The organism is Nocardioides kribbensis, from assembly GCF_015070375.1.
GTDB classification, from domain to species: Bacteria; Actinomycetota; Actinomycetes; order Propionibacteriales; family Nocardioidaceae; genus Nocardioides; species Nocardioides kribbensis.
On sequence record NZ_JADCLL010000001.1, the window covers coordinates 14,942 to 32,671 of the forward strand.

The following is a 17,730-nucleotide window of genomic DNA, read 5'->3' on the forward strand; positions in this document are numbered from 1 at the left end:
TGGGTGGGGTCGGGTGGTGTCGAGACGGTCGCTGGCGCCGCCTCCCCGGCCGGCGTCGGTGTCTCGTCGGTCACCGCGCGGCGGCGTGTCGCGGCGGGTGGTCACGGGGCGGGCCGACCTGACGTAGGGTGGAGTTCCGTGAGGAACCCAGGGCCGACCAAGCACGTATTCGTCACCGGAGGCGTCGCCTCCTCGCTCGGCAAGGGGCTCACGGCGTCCAGCCTTGGCCGGTTGCTGCGCTCGCGGGGGCTGCGGGTGACGATGCAGAAGCTCGACCCGTACCTCAACGTGGACCCGGGGACGATGAACCCCTTCCAGCACGGCGAGGTCTTCGTGACCAACGACGGCGCCGAGACCGACCTCGACATCGGCCACTACGAGCGCTTCCTCGACACCGACCTCGGTCAGATCGCCAACGTCACCACCGGTCAGGTCTACTCCAGCGTCATCGCCAAGGAGCGCCGCGGCGACTACCTCGGCGACACGGTGCAGGTGATCCCGCACATCACCAACGAGATCAAGGAGCGCGTGCTCGCGATGGGCGGCGAGGACGTCGACGTCGTCATCACCGAGGTCGGTGGCACGGTCGGCGACATCGAGTCGCTGCCCTTCCTCGAGGCCGCGCGCCAGGTGCGCCACGACATCGGGCGGGGCAACTGCTTCTTCCTCCACGTCTCGCTGGTGCCCTACATCGGCCCGTCGGGGGAGCTGAAGACCAAGCCCACCCAGCACTCCGTGGCCGCGCTGCGCCAGGTCGGCATCCAGCCCGACGCCGTCGTGTGCCGCGCCGACCGCGAGCTGCCGGCCTCGATCAAGAAGAAGATCTCGCTGATGTGCGACGTCGACGAGGAGGCCGTGGTCACCGCGGCCGACGCCCCGTCGATCTACGACATCCCCAAGGTGCTGCACCGCGAGGGCCTCGACGCCTACGTCGTGCGGCGCCTCGACCTGCCCTTCCGCGACGTCGACTGGACGCTGTGGGACGACCTGCTGCGCCGGGTGCACCACCCCAAGGAGGAGGTGACCATCGGCCTGGTCGGCAAGTACATCGACCTTCCCGACGCCTACCTCTCGGTGGCCGAGGCGCTGCGTGCCGGTGGCTTCGCCCACGAGGCCAAGGTCAACCTGCGCTGGATCCCCTCCGACGACTGCGCCACCCCGGCGGGCGCCGCGCGGAACCTGCAGGACCTCGACGCCGTCTGCGTGCCCGGCGGCTTCGGCATCCGCGGCCTCGAGGGCAAGCTCGGCGCCCTCACCTACGCCCGCACCCACGGCCTGCCCACCCTCGGGCTGTGCCTGGGCCTGCAGTGCATGGTGATCGAGTACTCCCGCACCGTCCTGGGCCTGGAGCAGGCCGGGTCCACGGAGTTCGATCCCGAGACCCCCGAGCCGGTCATCGCGACGATGGCCGAGCAGAAGGAGTACGTGGAGGGGGCCGGCGACCTCGGCGGCACGATGCGCCTGGGGCTCTACCCCGCGGCGCTCAAGGACGGCACCGTCGTGCGCGCCGCCTACGGCGAGGCGCTGGTGCACGAGCGGCACCGCCACCGCTACGAGGTCAACAACGCCTACCGCGCCCGGCTCGAGGAGGCCGGCCTGGTCTTCTCCGGCACGGCCCCCGACGACAGCCTCGTGGAGTTCGTCGAGCTGCCCCGCGAGGTGCACCCCTACTACGTCTCCACCCAGGCCCACCCCGAGCTGCGCTCGCGCCCGACGCGACCGCACCCGCTCTTCGCGGGCCTGGTCGGCGCGGCGATCGAGCGGCAGAAGGAGCTGCGGTTCCCGATCGACGCCGAGCTCGTGCGCCGCGACGCCGCGGAGGCCTGAGGTGGGCGCGGTGGCCGACGGCGCCGGCGAGCAGCCCGCGCTGCGCGACGAGCCGGCCTCCTGGCCGGTCCGCTCCAGCGGTGACCTGCACCGCGACGGCTGGGTCGTGGCCTTGCGCGAGGACCGCATCCAGCGCCCCGGCCACCCCGAGGAGGAGCCCTTCCGCCGCGTGGTGCTCGAGCACCCCGGCGCCGCGGTCATCCTGGCCGTCGACGACGAGGAGCGGGTGCTGTGCCTGTGGCAGTACCGCCACGCGGCGCAGACCCGGTTCGTGGAGCTGCCCGCCGGGCTGCTCGACGTCGACGGGGAGGAGCCGGTCGACGTCGCGCGCCGCGAGCTGGTCGAGGAGGCCGGCTACGAGGCGCAGGAGTGGACCCACCTGGTGTCGACGTACTCCTCGCCCGGGATCTCCGAGGAGCTGGCCCACATCTACCTCGCGCGGGGACTGCGCGAGGTGGGGCGCGGCGACTTCGTGCCGGCCCACGAGGAGGCCGAGATGGAGACGGGCTGGGTGGCCTTCGACGACATGGTCGAGGCGGTGCTCGACGGCCGCCTGCGCGACGCGCCCGTCGTGATCGCGGTGCTCGCCGCACACGCCAGGGGCCTGGCGGGATCGGCGCGCGCGTCCCGATAGTGTCGCCCGCACCCCACAGCGTCGTGGGGCCCCGTGATGACAGGAGTGTCAGGTGAAGGTCGGCGTCCCGAAGGAAGTCAAGAACCACGAGTACCGGGTGGCCCTGACGCCGCTGGGTGTCCACGAGCTGGTGGCCCACGGCCACGAGGTCGTCGTGGAGACCGGCGCCGGCGTCGGCTCCCAGATCAGCGACGACGACTACGCCGCCGCCGGAGCCACGCTGCTGCCCGACGCCGACGCCGTGTGGGGCGAGGCCGAGATGGTGCTCAAGGTCAAGGAGCCCGTGGCCGAGGAGTACCACCGCATGCGGGAGGGTCAGCTCCTCTTCACCTATCTCCACCTGGCCGCCGACCCGACGCTGACCGCCGAGCTGATGAAGCGCAAGGTCACCGCGATCGCCTACGAGACCGTGCAGCTGCCCTCCGGCGCGCTCCCGCTGCTCTACCCGATGTCGGAGGTCGCCGGCTGCCTGGCCCCGCAGGTCGGCGCCCATGCGCTGCTCAAGGCCCAGGGCGGCCGCGGGGTGCTGCTCGGCGGTGTCGGCGGCGTCGCCAACGCCAAGGTCGTCGTCATCGGCGCGGGTGTCTCGGGGCAGAACGCCGCCAACATCGCCCTCGGCATGGGTGCCGACGTCACCCTGCTCGACACCGACCTCGACAAGCTGCGCATGTCCTTCTGGCGCTACGACAACCGCGTGCACGGCCTGGCCTCCTCCAAGCTGGCCATCGAGCAGCACGTCACCCAGGCCGACATGGTCATCGGGGCCGTGCTCATCCCCGGCGCCAAGGCCCCGAAGCTGGTCTCCAACGAGCTGGTCGCGGCCATGAAGCCCGGCTCGGTGCTCGTCGACATCGCCGTCGACCAGGGCGGCTGCTTCGAGGACACCCGCCCCACGACCCACGCGGACCCGACGTACGCCGTGCACGACTCGGTCTTCTACTGCGTGGCCAACATGCCCGGCGCCGTGCCGACCACCTCGACCTACGCGCTCACCAACGCCACCATGCCCTACGCCGTGGCGCTGGCCGGCAAGGGCTGGCTGCAGGCCTGCCGCGACGACCGCAGCCTGGCGCTGGGGCTCAACACCCACGACGGGCAGCTCACCAACGCCCCCGTGGGCGAGGCCGTCGGCGTCGACGCGGTCTCCCTCGACCGCGTGCTGGCCTGACCCGGGTGCCGACGCTCGCGCAGGAGCCCGCGACGGTGGGTGACGGGGGAGGCACCGGGGACCTGACGGGCCCCCGTGTCGCCGTGCGCACCTACCTCGACCACCTCTCGGTCGAGCGCGGTCTGGCGACCAACACGCTGTCGTCCTACCGCCGCGACCTGCGCCGCTACCTCGCCCACCTCGCGGCCCGCGGGGTCTCGAGCCTCGACGAGGTGACCGAGGCGGTGGTCTCGGACTTCCTCGTCGCGCTGCGCGAGGGCGACGCCGAGCACCCGCCGCTGAGCGCGACGTCGGCGGCCCGCACGGTGGTGGCCGTGCGCGGCTTCCACCGCTTCGCCGTGGCCGACGGCCTCGCCCAGGCCGACCCGGCGGCCGGGGTGAAGCCGCCGGCCCCGGCCAAGCGGCTGCCCAAGGCGCTGCCCCTGTCGGACGTGGAGGCGATCCTGGAGGCCGCAGGCGCCCCCGGCACCGCGCTCGCGCTGCGCGACCGGGCGCTGCTGGAGGTGCTCTACGGCACCGGTGCGCGGATCTCGGAGGCCGTCGGGCTCGACGTCGACGACCTCGACCGCAGCGGCGCCGCCGAGCCCGGGCTGGCCGCCGTGCCGGGCACGGTGCTGCTGCGCGGCAAGGGCGGCAAGGAGCGGATCGTGCCGGTCGGCTCCTACGCCCTGGAGGCGGTGGAGGCCTACCTCGTGCGTGGTCGCCCGGAGCTGGTCGCAGCCGCGACGGGCACGGGCCCGGCCGGAGCGCTCTTCGTCAACGCCCGCGGGGGCCGGCTCTCGCGGCAGTCGGCCTGGGCCGTGCTGGCCAAGGCCGCCGACCGGGCCGGCGTGACCCGCGACGTCTCCCCGCACACGCTGCGCCACTCCTTCGCCACCCACCTGCTCGACGGGGGCGCCGACGTCCGCGTCGTGCAGGAGCTCCTGGGCCACGCCTCTGTGACCACCACCCAGGTCTACACGCTGGTGACGGTGGACAACCTGCGCGAGGTCTTCGCCACCTCCCACCCGCGAGCGCGCGGATGAGCGCCCCCGAGGGCGCGGCCGCCGCCTGGCCGCCGCGCGTGGGCGCCGGCGACGACGAGGTCTACGACGCCGTCGTGGCCTGGGCCGCGGGCACCGGGGTCTCGCTCTACCCCCACCAGGACGAGGCCGTCATCGAGCTGCTGGGGGGCAGCAACGTCGTGCTGGCCACCCCCACCGGGTCGGGCAAGTCGCTCGTGGCGGTGGCCGCCCACGCCGCGGCGCTGGCCCGCGACGAGGTGTCCTTCTACACCGCGCCCATCAAGGCGCTGGTGAGCGAGAAGTTCTTCGCGCTCTGCCAGGTCTTCGGGGCCGACAACGTCGGCATGCTCACCGGCGACGCCTCGGTCAACGCCGACGCCCCGATCATCTGCTGCACCGCCGAGGTCCTGGCCAACCTGGCGCTGCGGGAAGGGGCGGGCGCCGACGTCGGCCTGGTCGTGATGGACGAGTTCCACTTCTACGCCGAGCCCGACCGCGGCTGGGCCTGGCAGGTGCCGCTGATCGAGCTGACCGACGTGCAGTTCCTGCTGATGTCGGCGACCCTCGGCGACGTCACGGACCTCGCCGCCGACCTCACCCGGCGCACCGGGCGCGAGACCGCCGTGGTCGACGACGCCGAGCGGCCCGTGCCGCTGGACTTCACCTGGTCGCTCACCCCGCTGCTCGAGCAGCTCGAGGAGCTGGTCACCACCGGCCAGGCCCCCGTCTACGTCGTGCACTTCACCCAGGCCGCCGCGGTCGAGCAGGCCACCGCGCTGCTCAACGCGAAGTGGGTGCCCAAGCCGGCCGACGAGCTGGCCGAGCGGCTCGCGGGCTTCCGCTTCGGCGCCGGCTTCGGCAAGACCCTCTCCAAGCTGCTGCGCCGCGGCATCGGCGTCCACCACGCCGGCATGCTGCCCCGCTACCGACGCGTGGTCGAGCAGCTGGCCCAGGCCGGTCTGCTCTCGGTCATCTGCGGCACCGACACCCTCGGCGTCGGCATCAACGTGCCGATCCGCACGGTGCTCTTCACCGGGCTCGCGAAGTTCGACGGCAACCGGCAGCGGGTGCTGCGCAGCCGCGAGTTCCTCCAGATCGCCGGGAGGGCCGGCCGCGCCGGCTACGACACCCGCGGGTACGTGGTCGTGCAGGCCCCCGAGCACACCATCGAGAACGAGAAGGCCAAGCGCAAGGCCGAGGCCAAGAACGCCGCGATGAGCGCGGAGAAGCAGGCCAAGCGCAAGAGCAAGGCCCAGCTGCGCAAGCCCCCCGAGGGCTCGGTGGTGTGGACCGAGCAGACCTTCGACAAGCTCGTCGAGGGCACCCCCGAGCAGCTGGTCTCGCGCATGCGGGTCGACAACTCGATGATCATCAACGTCCTGGCCCGCGACGAGGACGCCTTCGCGGTGCTGCGGCGGCTGCTCACCGACAACCACGAGGACCGCCGCAACCGCGTGCGCCTGGCGCGCCGTGCCCTGCGGCTGACCCGCAGCCTGGTGCAGTCGGGCACCGTGACCCGGCTCGAGGAGCCCGACGAGCTCGGCCGGCGCTACGTGCTCACCGTCGACCTGCCCGACGACTTCGCCCTCAACCAGCCGCTGGCGCACTTCGCGCTGGCCGCCTTCGAGGTGCTCGACCCCGAGGCCGACGACCACACCCTCGACCTCGTCTCGGTCGTCGAGGCCGTGCTCGAGGCGCCCCGGCAGATCCTGCTCGCCCAGCAGTGGGCCGCGCGCGGCGAGGCCGTCGCCGAGCTGAAGGCCGACGGCGTGGAGTACGACGAGCGGATGGCGCTGCTCGACGAGATCACGTGGCCCCAGCCCCTCGCGGAGCTGTTGGGCACGACGTACGAGATCTACCGGCAGAGCCACCCGTGGCTCTCCGAGGACGCGCTGGCGCCGAAGTCCATCGTGCGCGAGATGTACGAGCAGGGGATGGGCTTCACCGACTTCGTGAGCCGCTACCAGCTCGCCCGCTCCGAGGGCTTGGTGCTGCGCTACCTCACCGACGCCTACCGCACGCTGCGCGTAACGGTGCCCGAGCGCCACCGCACCCCCGAGCTCGACGACCTCGCCGAGTGGCTGGGCGAGACGATCCGCCAGACCGACTCCTCGTTGCTCGACGAGTGGGAGGCGATGACCGACCCCGAGGCCGTCGCCCGACGCGCGGCGGAGCTCGCCGGCTCCGGCCCGCCCGCCTCGCCGCGCCCGATCTCGAAGCAGGGCCGGGCCTTCGCCGTCATGGTGCGCAACGCGATGTGGCGCCGGGTGGAGCTCGTGGCGCGCGACGACCTCGACGGCCTGATGGCCCTCGAGCGGGCCTCGGCCGACCGCACCGACCCGCCCCGCGCGGTCGTCGTCACCCGCTCGGTGTGGGACGCCGCGATCGAGGACTACTACGCCGAGCACGACCGGGTCGACCTGGGGCCCGACGCGCGCGGGCCCGCGCTGCTGCAGGTGGAGGAGACCCTCGGGGAGCCCGCGGGCGTCGACGGCGACGGGGAGGACGCCACCGCGCGGCTGCTGCTGGTGCGCCAGACCGTGCACGACCCCGAGGGCCACCACGACTGGGTCGTGGAGGCCACCGCCGACCTCGACGCCTCCGACGAGATCGGCGAGCTGGTGCTGGCCACCACCGCGTTCCGGCGGCTGGGGGGCTGAGGCCGGGCCGCCGGGCGAGTGGTGGTCTCGAGACGCTCGCCGGCGCTCGCTCCTCGACCGCCGCGCGTGGGCCCGCTGGTCGAGCACCGGGGTGGTGGGTGGTTTCGAGACGCTCGCTGGCGCTCGCTCCTCAACCACCGGGGGTGGGCTCGCTGGTCGAGCACCGGGGTGGTGGGTGGTCTCGAGACGCTCGCTGGCGCTCGCTCCTCAACCACCGGGGGTGGGCTCGCTGCTCGAGCACCGGGGGTGGGCTCGCTGCTCGACCACCGGGTGGTGAATGCGGTTGCGCTGGGGTAGCGGGGGCTGTGAGCCTGGGCGCCCCCGCCCCCCACACACACACACCGAGGAGCCGCCCGTGCGCTCGCTGGTCTACCTGGTCGCCACCTCCCTCGACGGCTTCATCGCCGGACCCGACGGCGACACCTCCGTGCTCGAGGAGGACCTGGAGTCGGCCGCCGCCGCGCTCGCGGCCTACCCCGACACCTGCCCCGCCCACCTGCGCGAGGCCTTCGGCATCAGCGGCCCGCCGGTGCGCTTCGACACCGTCGTCATGGGCGCGGCCACCCACCGTCCGGCGCTCGCGGCCGGGCTGACCAGTGCCTACCCGCACCTCACGCAGTACGTCGCGACCCACGCCGACCTGCCCGACGACCCGACCCAGCACCGGTGGGAGGGCGACCTCGCGGCCCGTGTCAGGGAGCTCAAGGCCGCGTCGGGGGGCGACATCTGGCTGTGCGGGGGCGGCGACCTCGCCGGGCAGCTCGTCGAGGAGATCGACGAGATCCACCTCAAGGTGCACCCGGTGCTCCTCGGCGAGGGCGTGCCCGTGGTCCGCGGCGCGGGTCTGCGCCGGTTCACGCACGTCTCCAGCAGCACCCTCGCAGGCGGGGTCGTGCTGTCGGTCTACGCCGCTCGCGCCTCGGGGGCGTGAGCCCGGTCGCGGCCTAGGCTGGGGCCATGAGCGAGCAGGCGCGGACGTCGGGGGTCACGGTCAGGCACGAGCCGGGCGAGTCGCGCTGGGCGGCGTACGACGGGCCCGAGCTGGCCGGTGTCGCGGTCTACCAGCTCGCCGACGACCCGGCCCGGGTGGTCTTCCTCCACACGGTCGTGCGCGACGGCTTCGAGGGCCGCGGCGTCGGCTCGGCGCTGGCCCGCGCGGCGCTGGACGAGGTGCGGGCGGCGGGGGAGCGCCGCGTGGAGCCGCAGTGCCCCTTCATCGCCGGCTGGATCGGCAAGCACCCCGACTACGCCGACCTGGTGGTCTGAGGCCGCTCGGACCGCACCGGCTCCTCCACAGCTTCGTCCCCAGGTGGGGAGGTGCCTGTGCAGAACCCCGGGACCTCCTCCACAAACCGTGCACAGATCAGGGCACCGGCCTGGGGAGGACGGCCACCGGGTTGTCGCCGGGGGTGGGCGGACCTAGGCTCGCGCGGACGTCGACCGACATGTCGTCGTGTCGACACGGAGGCAGGATCCCGGTGCGGCGCCCCGGTGGCGCCGACGTGGGGATCCCGAGCGAGGAGCGCCCGATGAGCGATGGTGGAATGGTCCCCGGACCCGGGGGCAGCAGCGCCCACGAGATGCCGCCCCGGTTCCGCACGCCGACCCCCACCCTCGGAGAAGAGCAGCAGTTGACCGAGCCCCTCCCGTTCGAGCGCCCGCCCTCGGCGCGGCCGGCCACCCCGGCGGTCTCCGCGAAGGCGACGGCCGTCGGCGACCTCGGCCCCACCGGCCGCCCGATGCCGCTGATCCCCGAGCCCGGCCCCGTGGCCGAGCACGGGCGCGCGCGCGTGGTGTCGATGTGCAACCAGAAGGGCGGCGTGGGCAAGACCACCACGACGATCAACCTCGGTGCCTCGCTCGCGGAGTTCGGTCGCAAGGTGCTGCTCGTCGACTTCGACCCGCAGGGCTCGCTGTCGGTCGGGCTGGGGCTCAACCCCCACGAGATGGACATGACGGTCTACAACCTGCTGATGGAGCGCGACGTCACCCTCGAGGACGTCGTCGTGCCCTCCGGGGTGCCCGGCATGGACCTGCTGCCCTCCAACATCGACCTCTCCGCCGCCGAGGTGCAGCTGGTGCAGGAGGTCGCGCGCGAGCAGACCCTCCAGCGGGTGCTCGCGCCCGCGCTGGAGCGCTACGACGTCATCATCATCGACTGCCAGCCCTCGCTGGGGCTGCTCACCGTCAACGCGCTGACCGCCTCCGACGGGGTCATCGTGCCGCTGGAGTGCGAGTACTTCGCGCTGCGCGGCGTGGCGCTGCTCAAGACCACCATCGACAAGGTGCGCGAGCGGCTCAACCCGCGCCTGGAGATCGACGGCGTGCTCGGCACCATGTTCGACGGGCGCACCCTGCACAGCCGCGAGGTCATGGAGCGACTGGTGCAGGCCTGGGGCGACACCGTCTTCCACACCGTGATCCGGCGCACCGTGAAGTTCTCCGACGCCACCGTCGCCGGCGAGCCCATCACGTCCTACGCCTCGGCCTCCGCCGGCGCCGACTCCTACCGCACGCTGGCCAAGGAGGTGCTGGCCCGGTGGCTCGCCGGGTGAGCCTCCCCTCGGCCGACGACCTCTTCCGCCCGACGGCCGACCCGACCCCGCCGCAGACCGGCGACCATGCGTCGCCCGGCTCCCCGGACGCCCCCGGAGCCGCCGCCGACCGTGCGCCCGACAGTGCGCCCGACGGGGCGCCCGGCGCCCCAGCCGACGACCGGGGCGCCGGATCCGCCGGCGAGCCCGCCGATCCCGCCGCGACGCCACGCGCGCGGCGCGGGCCGGCCAGGCCGAGCGGCCGGGTGCGCCACGACGAGAAGATGACGGTCTACATCACCTCCGAGGAGCTGCTGGCCATCGAGCACGCGCGCCTCGCGCTGCGCAGCGGCCACGGGCTGGCCGTGGACCGCGGCCGGCTCGTGCGGGAGGCCGTCGCGATGGTGCTGGCCGACTTCGAGGCCGACGGCGAGGACAGCGCGCTCGTGCGGCGGCTGACCCGGGAGTGACCACGGTCGGGACCGTGGCCGGTGACGTGGCCGGCGAGGGGGCCGGCCCTGCCGGCTCGGACGCCTTCGAGGTCAGGCTGGTCAACTTCGAGGGACCCTTCGACCTGCTGCTGAGCCTGATCTCCAAGCACAAGCTCGACGTCACCGAGGTCAGCCTCTCGCAGGTGACCGACGAGTTCATCGCCCACGTCAGGGCCCTGCGCGACCGCCCCGTGCCCGGCGGGGGCCCTCGCGACGCGGTGGGCGACCTCGAGCGGACCACCTCGTTCCTCCTGGTGGCCTCCACCCTGCTCGACCTCAAGGCGGCCCGGCTGCTGCCCCAGGGAGACGTCGAGGACGAGGAGGACCTGGCGCTGCTCGAGGCCCGCGACCTGCTCTTCGCCCGGCTGCTGCAGTACAAGGCGTTCAAGCAGGTCGCCGGGGTGCTCGAGCGTCGCCTGGCGGGGGAGTCGCTGCGCCACCCCCGCGCGGTCGGGCTGGAGGAGCGCTTCGCCACGCTGCTGCCCGAGGTGCTGATCGGCATCGGTCTCGAGCAGTTCGCGGCGCTGGCGGCGCGCGCCCTGGAGCCCAAGCCGCTGCCCGAGGTCTCCCTCCAGCACATCCACGCCACCACCGTGTCGGTGCGCGAGCAGGCCGCCGTGGTCGCCGAGCGGCTGCGCCGCGCCGGCACGCTCACCTTCCGCGCCCTGTGCGGCGACGCACCCGACACCCTCACCACCGTGGCACGCTTCCTGTCGCTGCTCGAGCTCTTCCGCGAGGGCGTGGTGTCCTTCGACCAGGTCGATCCGCTCGGGGAGCTGAGCGTGCGCTGGACCGGCGACGAGGACACCGACGTCGAGGACCTGGTCACCGACGAGTTCGACGGCGCTCCGCCCGAGCCCGGTGCCGATCCAGAGCCCGATCCCCAGCCCGCCCCCCAGCCCGACCCCGCGACGACGCAGGAGCACCCGTGAGCGAGCAGGACACCGGCCCCGCAGGCGCGGAGGCGACCTCGACGGGACCGCAGGGTGACGGCGTACCGGTCGTGGCGCTGCGGCCCTCGCTCGAGGCCGTGCTGATGGTGGCCGACCAGCCCCTCGACGCCGTCTCGCTGGCCACGGCCGTGCGACACCCCGTGGCCGACGTCGTGGCGGCGTTGCAGCTGCTGGCCGAGGAGTACGCCGAGCAGGGCCGCGGCTTCGAGCTGCGCCACGTGGCCGGTGGCTGGCGCTACTACACCCGCGAGGAGCACGCCGCGGTGGTGGAGGCCTTCGTGCTCGAGGGGCAGTCGGCGCGGCTGACCCAGGCCGCGCTCGAGACGCTCGCGGTCGTGGCCTACAAGCAGCCCGTCTCGCGGGCCCGCGTCTCGGCGGTGCGCGGCGTCAACGTCGACGGGGTGATGCGCACCCTGCTCGCGCGCGGTCTGGTCGAGGAGGCCGGCAACGACGCCGAGACCGGCGCCCACCTCTACCGCACCACCACGTACTTCCTGGAGCGCATCGGGGTGACCTCGCTCGACGAGCTGCCCGAGCTCGCGCCCTACCTCCCTGACATGGACGACCTCGAGGACGACCTCGAGAGCGTGGCCGCCGCGGCCGCGCCACGGACCGGACCGGGCACCGAGCCCGACGGTGGAACGGAGCCCACGTGACCAGCGACCAAACCGGCGACCAGACCGGCGACCAGACCGGCGACCAGACCGGCGACCAGACCGGCGACCAGACCGGCGACCAGACCGGCGACCAGACCGGCGACCAGACCGGCGACCAGACCGGCGACCAGACCGGCGAGCAGACCGGCGAGCAGACCGGCGAGCAGACCGGCGACCGGCAGGGCAGCGGCCCGCAGGTGCAGACCGACGACGACGGCCAGATCCGGCTGCAGAAGCTGCTGGCCCAGTCGGGCGTCGCCTCGCGGCGCAAGTGCGAGGAGCTGATGCTCGAGGGCCACGTGGTCGTCGACGGCGAGGTGGTGACCCGGCTCGGCACGAAGGTCGACCCGCGCACCGCGGTGATCCGCGTCGACGGCAAGCGGCTGCCACCGATCAGCCCCCACGTCTACCTGGTGCTGAACAAGCCGCGCGGCGTCGTCTCGACGATGTCGGACCCCGAGGGGCGGCGCACGCTCTCCGACGTCGTGGCCGACCGTCCCGAGCGGCTCTTCCACGTCGGGCGCCTCGACACCGACACCTCGGGCCTGCTGATGCTCACCAACGACGGCGACTTCGCCCAGCGGATGGCCCACCCGTCCTACGAGGTGGACAAGACTTACGTCGCCGAGGTCGAGGGCGAGGTCTACCAGCGCACCATCAAGCAGCTGCTCGCCGGCGTCGAGCTCGACGACGGTCCGGTCACCGTCTCGCGGGCCCGCGTGGTCAGCGGCGGGCACGGTCGCAACTCCCCGGGTCGCAGCATCGTCGAGCTGGTCATCCACGAGGGCCGCAACCGCATCGTGCGGCGCCTGCTCGACCACGTCGGCCACCCCGTGACCCGGCTGACCCGCACCGCCATCGGGCCGGTCGAGCTGGGCCGACTGGCCCCGGGGGAGCTGCGCGACCTCACCACCGACGAGCTCGGGGTGCTGCTCGACGCGTCCCAGCTCTGAGACCGGGCACCGGCCCGGCGCCCGGCGCTCGCTAGCCTGAGGCCGGCCGAGCGGCAGGGGCGAGGCGCGGCGACCGGGACCGGCGACCAGGACCGGCGACGAGGACCGGCGCACCTGCGAGACACGGCGCGACACAGCGAGAACCGACGAGAACCGACGAGACGAGGAGCAAACGTGGCAGTGCGAGCCATCCGGGGGGCCACCCAGCTCGACGAGGACACCCGCGACCACATGCTCGACCGCGTCGCGGAGATGGTCACCGACGCGATGACCTCCAACGGCCTGGAGGTCGACGAGTTCATCTCGGTCATCTTCACCGCCACCAGTGACCTGGTCTCGGAGTTCCCGGCCTACGCCGCGCGCCAGCTCGGCTTCGGCGACGTGCCGCTGATCTGCGCCCGCGAGCTCGAGATCGAGCGGTCGATGCCCCGCGTCGTGCGGATGATGGCCCACGTCGAGACCGACCTCCCCCGCGCCGACATCACCCACGTCTACCTCCACGGGGCCGCCGCGCTGCGCAGCGACCTGACCCGGGTGCGCTCGGTGCCCGACGCCGACCCCGATGCCTGAGGCCCCGGAGGCCCCGGTCGTCGCCGACCGGGTCCCGCGCCTGGTCGGACCGGTCGAGGTCGTCGGCGCCGGTCTGGTGGGGGCCTCGATCGGCCTGGCCTGCGCCCGCGCCGGGATCGAGGTGCTCCTCACCGACGTCTCGTCGGAGAACGTCCGCACCGCCTCCGGGCTCGGCGCCGGCCGACCGAGACGCCCCGAGGACCGCCCGCAGCTGGTGGTCGTCGCAGTGCCGCCCGACCACCTCGGACGGGTCATCGCCGCCGCCCTGGCCGACGGCGACGCCGTCGTCACCGACGTGGGCAGCATCAAGTCGGGCCCGCTCGCCGACGTCGCCGACAGCACCGGGGCCCACCGCTACGTCGGCAGCCACCCGATGGCCGGCAGCGAGCGCTCCGGCCCCCTCGCCGCCACGGCCGCCCTCTTCGACGGCCGACCCTGGGCGATCACCCCGCACGCCGTCGCCGACGTCGAGGCCGTCGAGCTCGTGGAGGACCTCGTGCGACTGTGCGGGGGAGTGCCGGTCTGGCTCACCCCGGCCGAGCACGACCGGGCCGTGGCCCGCACCTCGCACGTGCCCCACCTGCTCTCCGCCCTGGTGGCCGCCCGCCTGGCCGAGGCCCCGGAGAACCACCTGACCCTGTCGGGCCAGGGCGTCCGCGACGTCACCCGCGTGGCCGCCGGCGACCCACGGCTCTACGGCCAGATCGTCTCGGGCAACGCCGAGGCCGTCGCCGCGCTCCTCGCCGAGGTCCGCGACGACCTCGAGACGATGATCGCCGCGGTCAGCGCCGGCGACCGGGCCGGCCTCGAGCTGCTGCTCGACCGCGGCGTCGCCGGCACCCGCAGCATCCCCGGCAAGCACGGTGGCCCGGCCACCCCGACCCGCTCGGTCTTCGTGGCCGTGCCCGACCACCCCGGCGAGCTGGCCCGCCTGTTCGCCGACGCCGTGGCCAGCGAGGTCAACATCGAGGACATCCGCATCGACCACGACCCGGGTCGCCCCGTCGGCCTCGTCGAGCTGGTGGTCGACCGGACCCGGGCCGAGCACCTGCTCGGGTCGCTGGAGGAGCGGGGCTGGACGACGCACCGCTGAGGCGGTGACGGGGGGCGGGCTGCGGAGCGCCGGAGGGCCGTGACGACGGATTCAGCCGGGGGTGACGCCCACCGGTAGGCTGCGGCGCCGTGACCACCCCCGCCACCAGCTCCGCGTCCGACCCCGCCCCGGCTCCCGGTCAGGCCGACGGCCCGGCCTCCCGACGGGGCACGGTGGTGGCGGTGGACGGCACCTCGGGGTCGGGCAAGTCCAGCACCTGCCGGGCCGTCGCCGCCCGGCTCGGGCTGGCCTACCTCGACACGGGGGCGATGTTCCGCGCGATGACCTGGTGGATGCTCGAGCAGGGTGTCGACGTCCACGACGCCGCGGCCGTCGCGGAGCGCTGCGAGGAGCCCCGGATCGTCTCCGGCACCGACCCGGAGGCCCCCACCATCCACGTCGACGGCACCGACGTCGCCGCCGCCATCCGCACCGACGCGGTCACCGGCTCGGTCTCGCCGGTCAGCACCGTGCCCGCGGTGCGCGCGCGGCTGCTGACCATGCAGCGCGAGGTCATCGCCGACGCCGTCCGCGGCACCGGCATCGTCGTCGAGGGCCGTGACATCGGCTCCGTGGTCGCCCCCGACGCGCCGGTGAAGCTCTACCTCACCGCCGACCCCGCCGCGCGTGCGGCCCGTCGCGCCGCCGAGGAGGGCGGCAGCGACCTGGCCGCCACGCAGGCCGTGCTGCTCGACCGGGACCGGATCGACTCCAGCCGCGCCACCGCCCCGCTGACCATGGCCGAGGGCGCGGTGCACATCGACACCACCCCCTTCACCCTCGACGAGGTCGTCGCCCAGGTCGTCGGGCTGGTCCGGGCGGTGGGGACGCGCGCGTGACGCCGCCCCACCGCGACACCCAGGACGAGCGGGACACCCCCGCCGCGAGCGGCTCGCGGGGAGCGCGCACCCCGCGGTCCCTCGCCCGACGCGACCGCGGCGACCGGCGTACGGCGCACCGCGAGCTCCCGCGCACCGACGCGACACCCTTCCCGCACCGGGCCATGCTCCACGGGCTGCGGCCGATCTCGTCGTGGCTGGTGCGCCGCCGCTACCGCGTGCGGGTGCAGGGTGCGGAGCACACGCCCTCGACCGGCCCGGTGCTCTTCGCCGCCAACCACGTCGGGGTCATGGACGGCCCGCTGCTGGCCATCTTCGCGCCCCGCCCGGTGCACGCCCTGACCAAGGCGGAGATGTTCGGCGGGCGGCTGGGCACCTTCCTGCTGTGGTCGGGTCAGGTGCCTCTCGACCGCTTCCACGCCGACCCCGCGGCGGTGAAGACGTGCCTGCGGGTGCTGCGCGACGACGGGGCCGTCGGCATCTTCCCCGAGGGGCGCCGCGGCGCCGGTGACCTGGAGCGCTTCCACCGCGGAGCGGCCTACCTCGCCCTGGTGACCGGCGCCGCCGTGGTGCCCGTCACCCTCCTCGGCACCCGCGAGCCCGGTGGGTGGAGCGGGGAGCTCCCGCCACGTGGGACCATGGTCGACATCGTGTTCGGCGCGCCGTTCACGGTGCCGCCGCAGCCGTGGCCGCGCACCAAGGAACACGTGGCCGCCACGTCGGTGTTGTTGCGAGAGCACATGCTGGCGCACCTCGCCGCATCACGCGCGTCGACCGGGCGGGACCTCCCCGGTCCGCTGCCACCCGGAGACCTGGAACCCGACCCCGCCACCGGGGTCACCGATCAAGGAGCACCATGAGCGACAGCCCGAGCGAGCACGCCGGCGACCCCTTCGAGGACGCCGGCCTGACGGGTGACGGACCGGTGCCCGTGCTCGCCGTCGTCGGCCGCCCCAACGTCGGCAAGTCGACCCTCGTCAACCGCATCATCGGCCGGCGCGAGGCCGTCGTCGAGGACGTGCCCGGCGTGACCCGCGACCGTGTCTCCTACGACGCGCACTGGAACGGTCGCGCCTTCACCGTCGTCGACACCGGCGGCTGGGACCCCGACGCCCGCGGCCTGGCCGAGCGGATCGCCGGACAGGCCGAGATCGCGGTGTCGCTGGCCGACGCCGTGCTCTTCGTCGTCGACGCCACGGTCGGCATCACCGACGCCGACGAGGCGGTGGTGAAGATCCTGCGCCGCTCGGAGAAGCCCGTCGTGCTGGCCGCCAACAAGGTGGACGACCAGCGCACCGAGGCGGAGGCCTTCGGTCTCTGGAACCTCGGTCTCGGCGAGCCGTGGCCGGTCTCCGCGCTGCACGGCCGTGGCTCGGGCGACATGCTCGACGCGGTGCTGGCCGCCCTGCCCGAGCCCCCGCCCGAGCGCGACGCCGCCCCGGGCGGCCCGCGTCGCATCGCGATCGTCGGCAAGCCCAACGTCGGCAAGTCCTCCCTGCTCAACCGGCTGGCCGGCTCCGAGCGCGTCGTCGTCGACAACGTCGCCGGCACGACCGTCGACCCCGTCGACGAGCTCATCGAGCTGGGCGGCAAGACCTGGCGCTTCATCGACACCGCGGGCATCCGCAAGCGGGTCAAGGAGGCCTCGGGCCACGAGTACTACGCCTCGCTGCGCACGACCACCGCGATCGACCGCGCCGAGGTGGCGGTGCTGGTCGTCGACGGCGGGCAGTCGATCAGCGAGCAGGACGTGCGGATCATCCAGACCGTGCGCGAGGCCGGGCGCGCCCTCGTCATCGCCTTCAACAAGTGGGACCTCGTCGACGAGGAGCGCCGCTACTACCTCGAGCGCGAGATCGAGCGCGAGCTCGTGCAGGTGCAGTGGGCGCCGCGGATCAACATCACCGCCCGCACCGGCTGGCACGTGGACCGCCTCGTGCCGGCGCTGGAGAAGGCCGTCGAGGGCTGGGAGACCCGCATCGGCACGGGTGCGCTCAACTCGTTCCTCGGGCGGCTGGTCGCCGAGCACCCGCACCCGGTGCGCTCGGGCAAGCAGCCCAAGGTCCTCTTCGGGACCCAGGCCACCACCGCGCCGCCGACCTTCGTGCTCTTCACCTCGGGCAAGCTCGACGCGGGCTACGAGCGCTTCATCGAGCGCCGTCTGCGCGAGGAGTTCGGCTTCGTCGGCACCCCGATCGTGCTCGAGCAGCGACCGCGCGAGAAGCGCAAGCGCTGAGCCGTTCGGGCTCGGGCCCGGGTGCTCCCGGGCCTCGGTCTCGGGGCGAGGTGCCTCGGTGCCAGGGGGAGGGGCACGACCGTGACCCTCCCCCTAGCACGCCATCAGCCTG

The 17,730-nt window shown here is 73.9% G+C and carries 17 protein-coding genes; all 17 read left to right on the top strand.

The features are described from left to right. The first annotated feature begins 138 nt into the window (after positions 1 to 138). The 17 genes from IR170_RS00065 to der all read left to right on the top strand — a co-directional run bounded on the left by IR170_RS00065 (position 139) and on the right by der (position 17,618). Positions 139 to 1,827 (top strand): CTP synthase, encoded by a 1,689-nt coding sequence (locus IR170_RS00065; protein ID WP_056864521.1) that lies wholly within the window; start codon positions 139 to 141, stop codon positions 1,825 to 1,827. A 10-nt stretch (positions 1,828 to 1,837) separates the two neighbouring features. Further along, positions 1,838 to 2,461 (top strand): NUDIX domain-containing protein, encoded by a 624-nt coding sequence (locus IR170_RS00070; protein ID WP_193660756.1) that lies wholly within the window; start codon positions 1,838 to 1,840, stop codon positions 2,459 to 2,461. A gap of 52 nt (positions 2,462 to 2,513) precedes the next feature. Continuing rightward, positions 2,514 to 3,629: an alanine dehydrogenase gene (gene ald, locus IR170_RS00075; RefSeq protein ID WP_193660757.1), complete on the top strand. Its 1,116-nt coding sequence runs from the start codon at positions 2,514 to 2,516 to the stop codon at positions 3,627 to 3,629. Between the two features lie 83 nt (positions 3,630 to 3,712). Beyond that, on the top strand, positions 3,713 to 4,654 hold the full coding sequence (locus IR170_RS00080) for a site-specific tyrosine recombinase XerD (protein ID WP_193661507.1): 942 nt from the start codon (positions 3,713 to 3,715) through the stop codon (positions 4,652 to 4,654). Then, positions 4,651 to 7,293, top strand: coding sequence for a DEAD/DEAH box helicase (locus tag IR170_RS00085; RefSeq protein WP_193660758.1), 2,643 nt, complete (start codon positions 4,651 to 4,653; stop codon positions 7,291 to 7,293). The genes IR170_RS00080 and IR170_RS00085 overlap by 4 nt, the downstream gene beginning before the upstream one ends. A gap of 355 nt (positions 7,294 to 7,648) precedes the next feature. Beyond that, positions 7,649 to 8,224 carry a dihydrofolate reductase family protein gene (locus IR170_RS00090; protein WP_319804823.1) on the top strand — a complete coding sequence of 192 codons (576 nt, stop codon included), beginning with the start codon at positions 7,649 to 7,651 and terminating at the stop codon, positions 8,222 to 8,224. Positions 8,225 to 8,250: 26 nt separating this feature from the next. Beyond that, positions 8,251 to 8,559, top strand: coding sequence for a GNAT family N-acetyltransferase (locus IR170_RS00095; protein WP_193660760.1), 309 nt, complete (start codon positions 8,251 to 8,253; stop codon positions 8,557 to 8,559). A gap of 314 nt (positions 8,560 to 8,873) precedes the next feature. Further along, positions 8,874 to 9,848 carry a ParA family protein gene (locus tag IR170_RS00100; RefSeq protein ID WP_156697927.1) on the top strand — a complete coding sequence of 325 codons (975 nt, stop codon included), beginning with the start codon at positions 8,874 to 8,876 and terminating at the stop codon, positions 9,846 to 9,848. Then, positions 9,833 to 10,297 (top strand): hypothetical protein, encoded by a 465-nt coding sequence (locus IR170_RS00105; RefSeq protein ID WP_193660761.1) that lies wholly within the window; start codon positions 9,833 to 9,835, stop codon positions 10,295 to 10,297. The genes IR170_RS00100 and IR170_RS00105 overlap by 16 nt, the downstream gene beginning before the upstream one ends. A 14-nt stretch (positions 10,298 to 10,311) precedes the next feature. Further along, on the top strand, positions 10,312 to 11,250 hold the full coding sequence (locus IR170_RS00110; protein ID WP_319804824.1) for a segregation and condensation protein A: 939 nt from the start codon (positions 10,312 to 10,314) through the stop codon (positions 11,248 to 11,250). Further along, the gene (gene scpB / locus IR170_RS00115) at positions 11,247 to 11,927 is read left to right on the top strand and encodes an SMC-Scp complex subunit ScpB (RefSeq protein ID WP_193660762.1); all 681 of its coding nucleotides are present in this window, start codon (positions 11,247 to 11,249) and stop codon (positions 11,925 to 11,927) included. Before IR170_RS00110 ends, scpB begins: the two co-directional genes overlap by 4 nt. Positions 11,928 to 12,124: 197 nt before the next feature. After that, on the top strand, positions 12,125 to 12,880 hold the full coding sequence (locus IR170_RS00120) for a pseudouridine synthase (protein WP_056864712.1): 756 nt from the start codon (positions 12,125 to 12,127) through the stop codon (positions 12,878 to 12,880). 174 nt (positions 12,881 to 13,054) lie between these two features. Continuing rightward, on the top strand, positions 13,055 to 13,450 hold the full coding sequence (gene aroH, locus IR170_RS00125) for a chorismate mutase (protein WP_193660763.1): 396 nt from the start codon (positions 13,055 to 13,057) through the stop codon (positions 13,448 to 13,450). Then, positions 13,443 to 14,543 (top strand): prephenate dehydrogenase, encoded by a 1,101-nt coding sequence (locus IR170_RS00130; protein ID WP_193660764.1) that lies wholly within the window; start codon positions 13,443 to 13,445, stop codon positions 14,541 to 14,543. The genes aroH and IR170_RS00130 overlap by 8 nt, the downstream gene beginning before the upstream one ends. 89 nt (positions 14,544 to 14,632) lie before the next feature. Then, a complete protein-coding gene (gene cmk, locus IR170_RS00135; RefSeq protein WP_319804825.1) occupies positions 14,633 to 15,382 on the top strand; it encodes a (d)CMP kinase in 750 nt (249 codons plus the stop codon). After that, a complete protein-coding gene (locus tag IR170_RS00140; protein WP_319804826.1) occupies positions 15,379 to 16,242 on the top strand; it encodes a lysophospholipid acyltransferase family protein in 864 nt (287 codons plus the stop codon). The genes cmk and IR170_RS00140 overlap by 4 nt, the downstream gene beginning before the upstream one ends. After that, positions 16,239 to 17,618, top strand: coding sequence for a ribosome biogenesis GTPase Der (gene der, locus IR170_RS00145; protein ID WP_193660765.1), 1,380 nt, complete (start codon positions 16,239 to 16,241; stop codon positions 17,616 to 17,618). The genes IR170_RS00140 and der overlap by 4 nt, the downstream gene beginning before the upstream one ends. Positions 17,619 to 17,730: the final 112 nt, after the last annotated feature.

Bases quoted from the DNA above. Each gene is read 5' to 3' on its own strand.
- IR170_RS00085 (WP_193660758.1), top strand. From the start codon at position 4,651: ATGAGCGCCCCCGAGGGCGCGGCCGCCGCCTGGCCGCCGCGCGTGGGC.
- IR170_RS00095 (WP_193660760.1), top strand. From the start codon at position 8,251: ATGAGCGAGCAGGCGCGGACGTCGGGGGTCACGGTCAGGCACGAGCCG.
- IR170_RS00100 (WP_156697927.1), top strand. From the start codon at position 8,874: ATGCCGCCCCGGTTCCGCACGCCGACCCCCACCCTCGGAGAAGAGCAG.
- IR170_RS00130 (WP_193660764.1), top strand. From the start codon at position 13,443: ATGCCTGAGGCCCCGGAGGCCCCGGTCGTCGCCGACCGGGTCCCGCGC.
- der (WP_193660765.1), top strand. From the start codon at position 16,239: ATGAGCGACAGCCCGAGCGAGCACGCCGGCGACCCCTTCGAGGACGCC.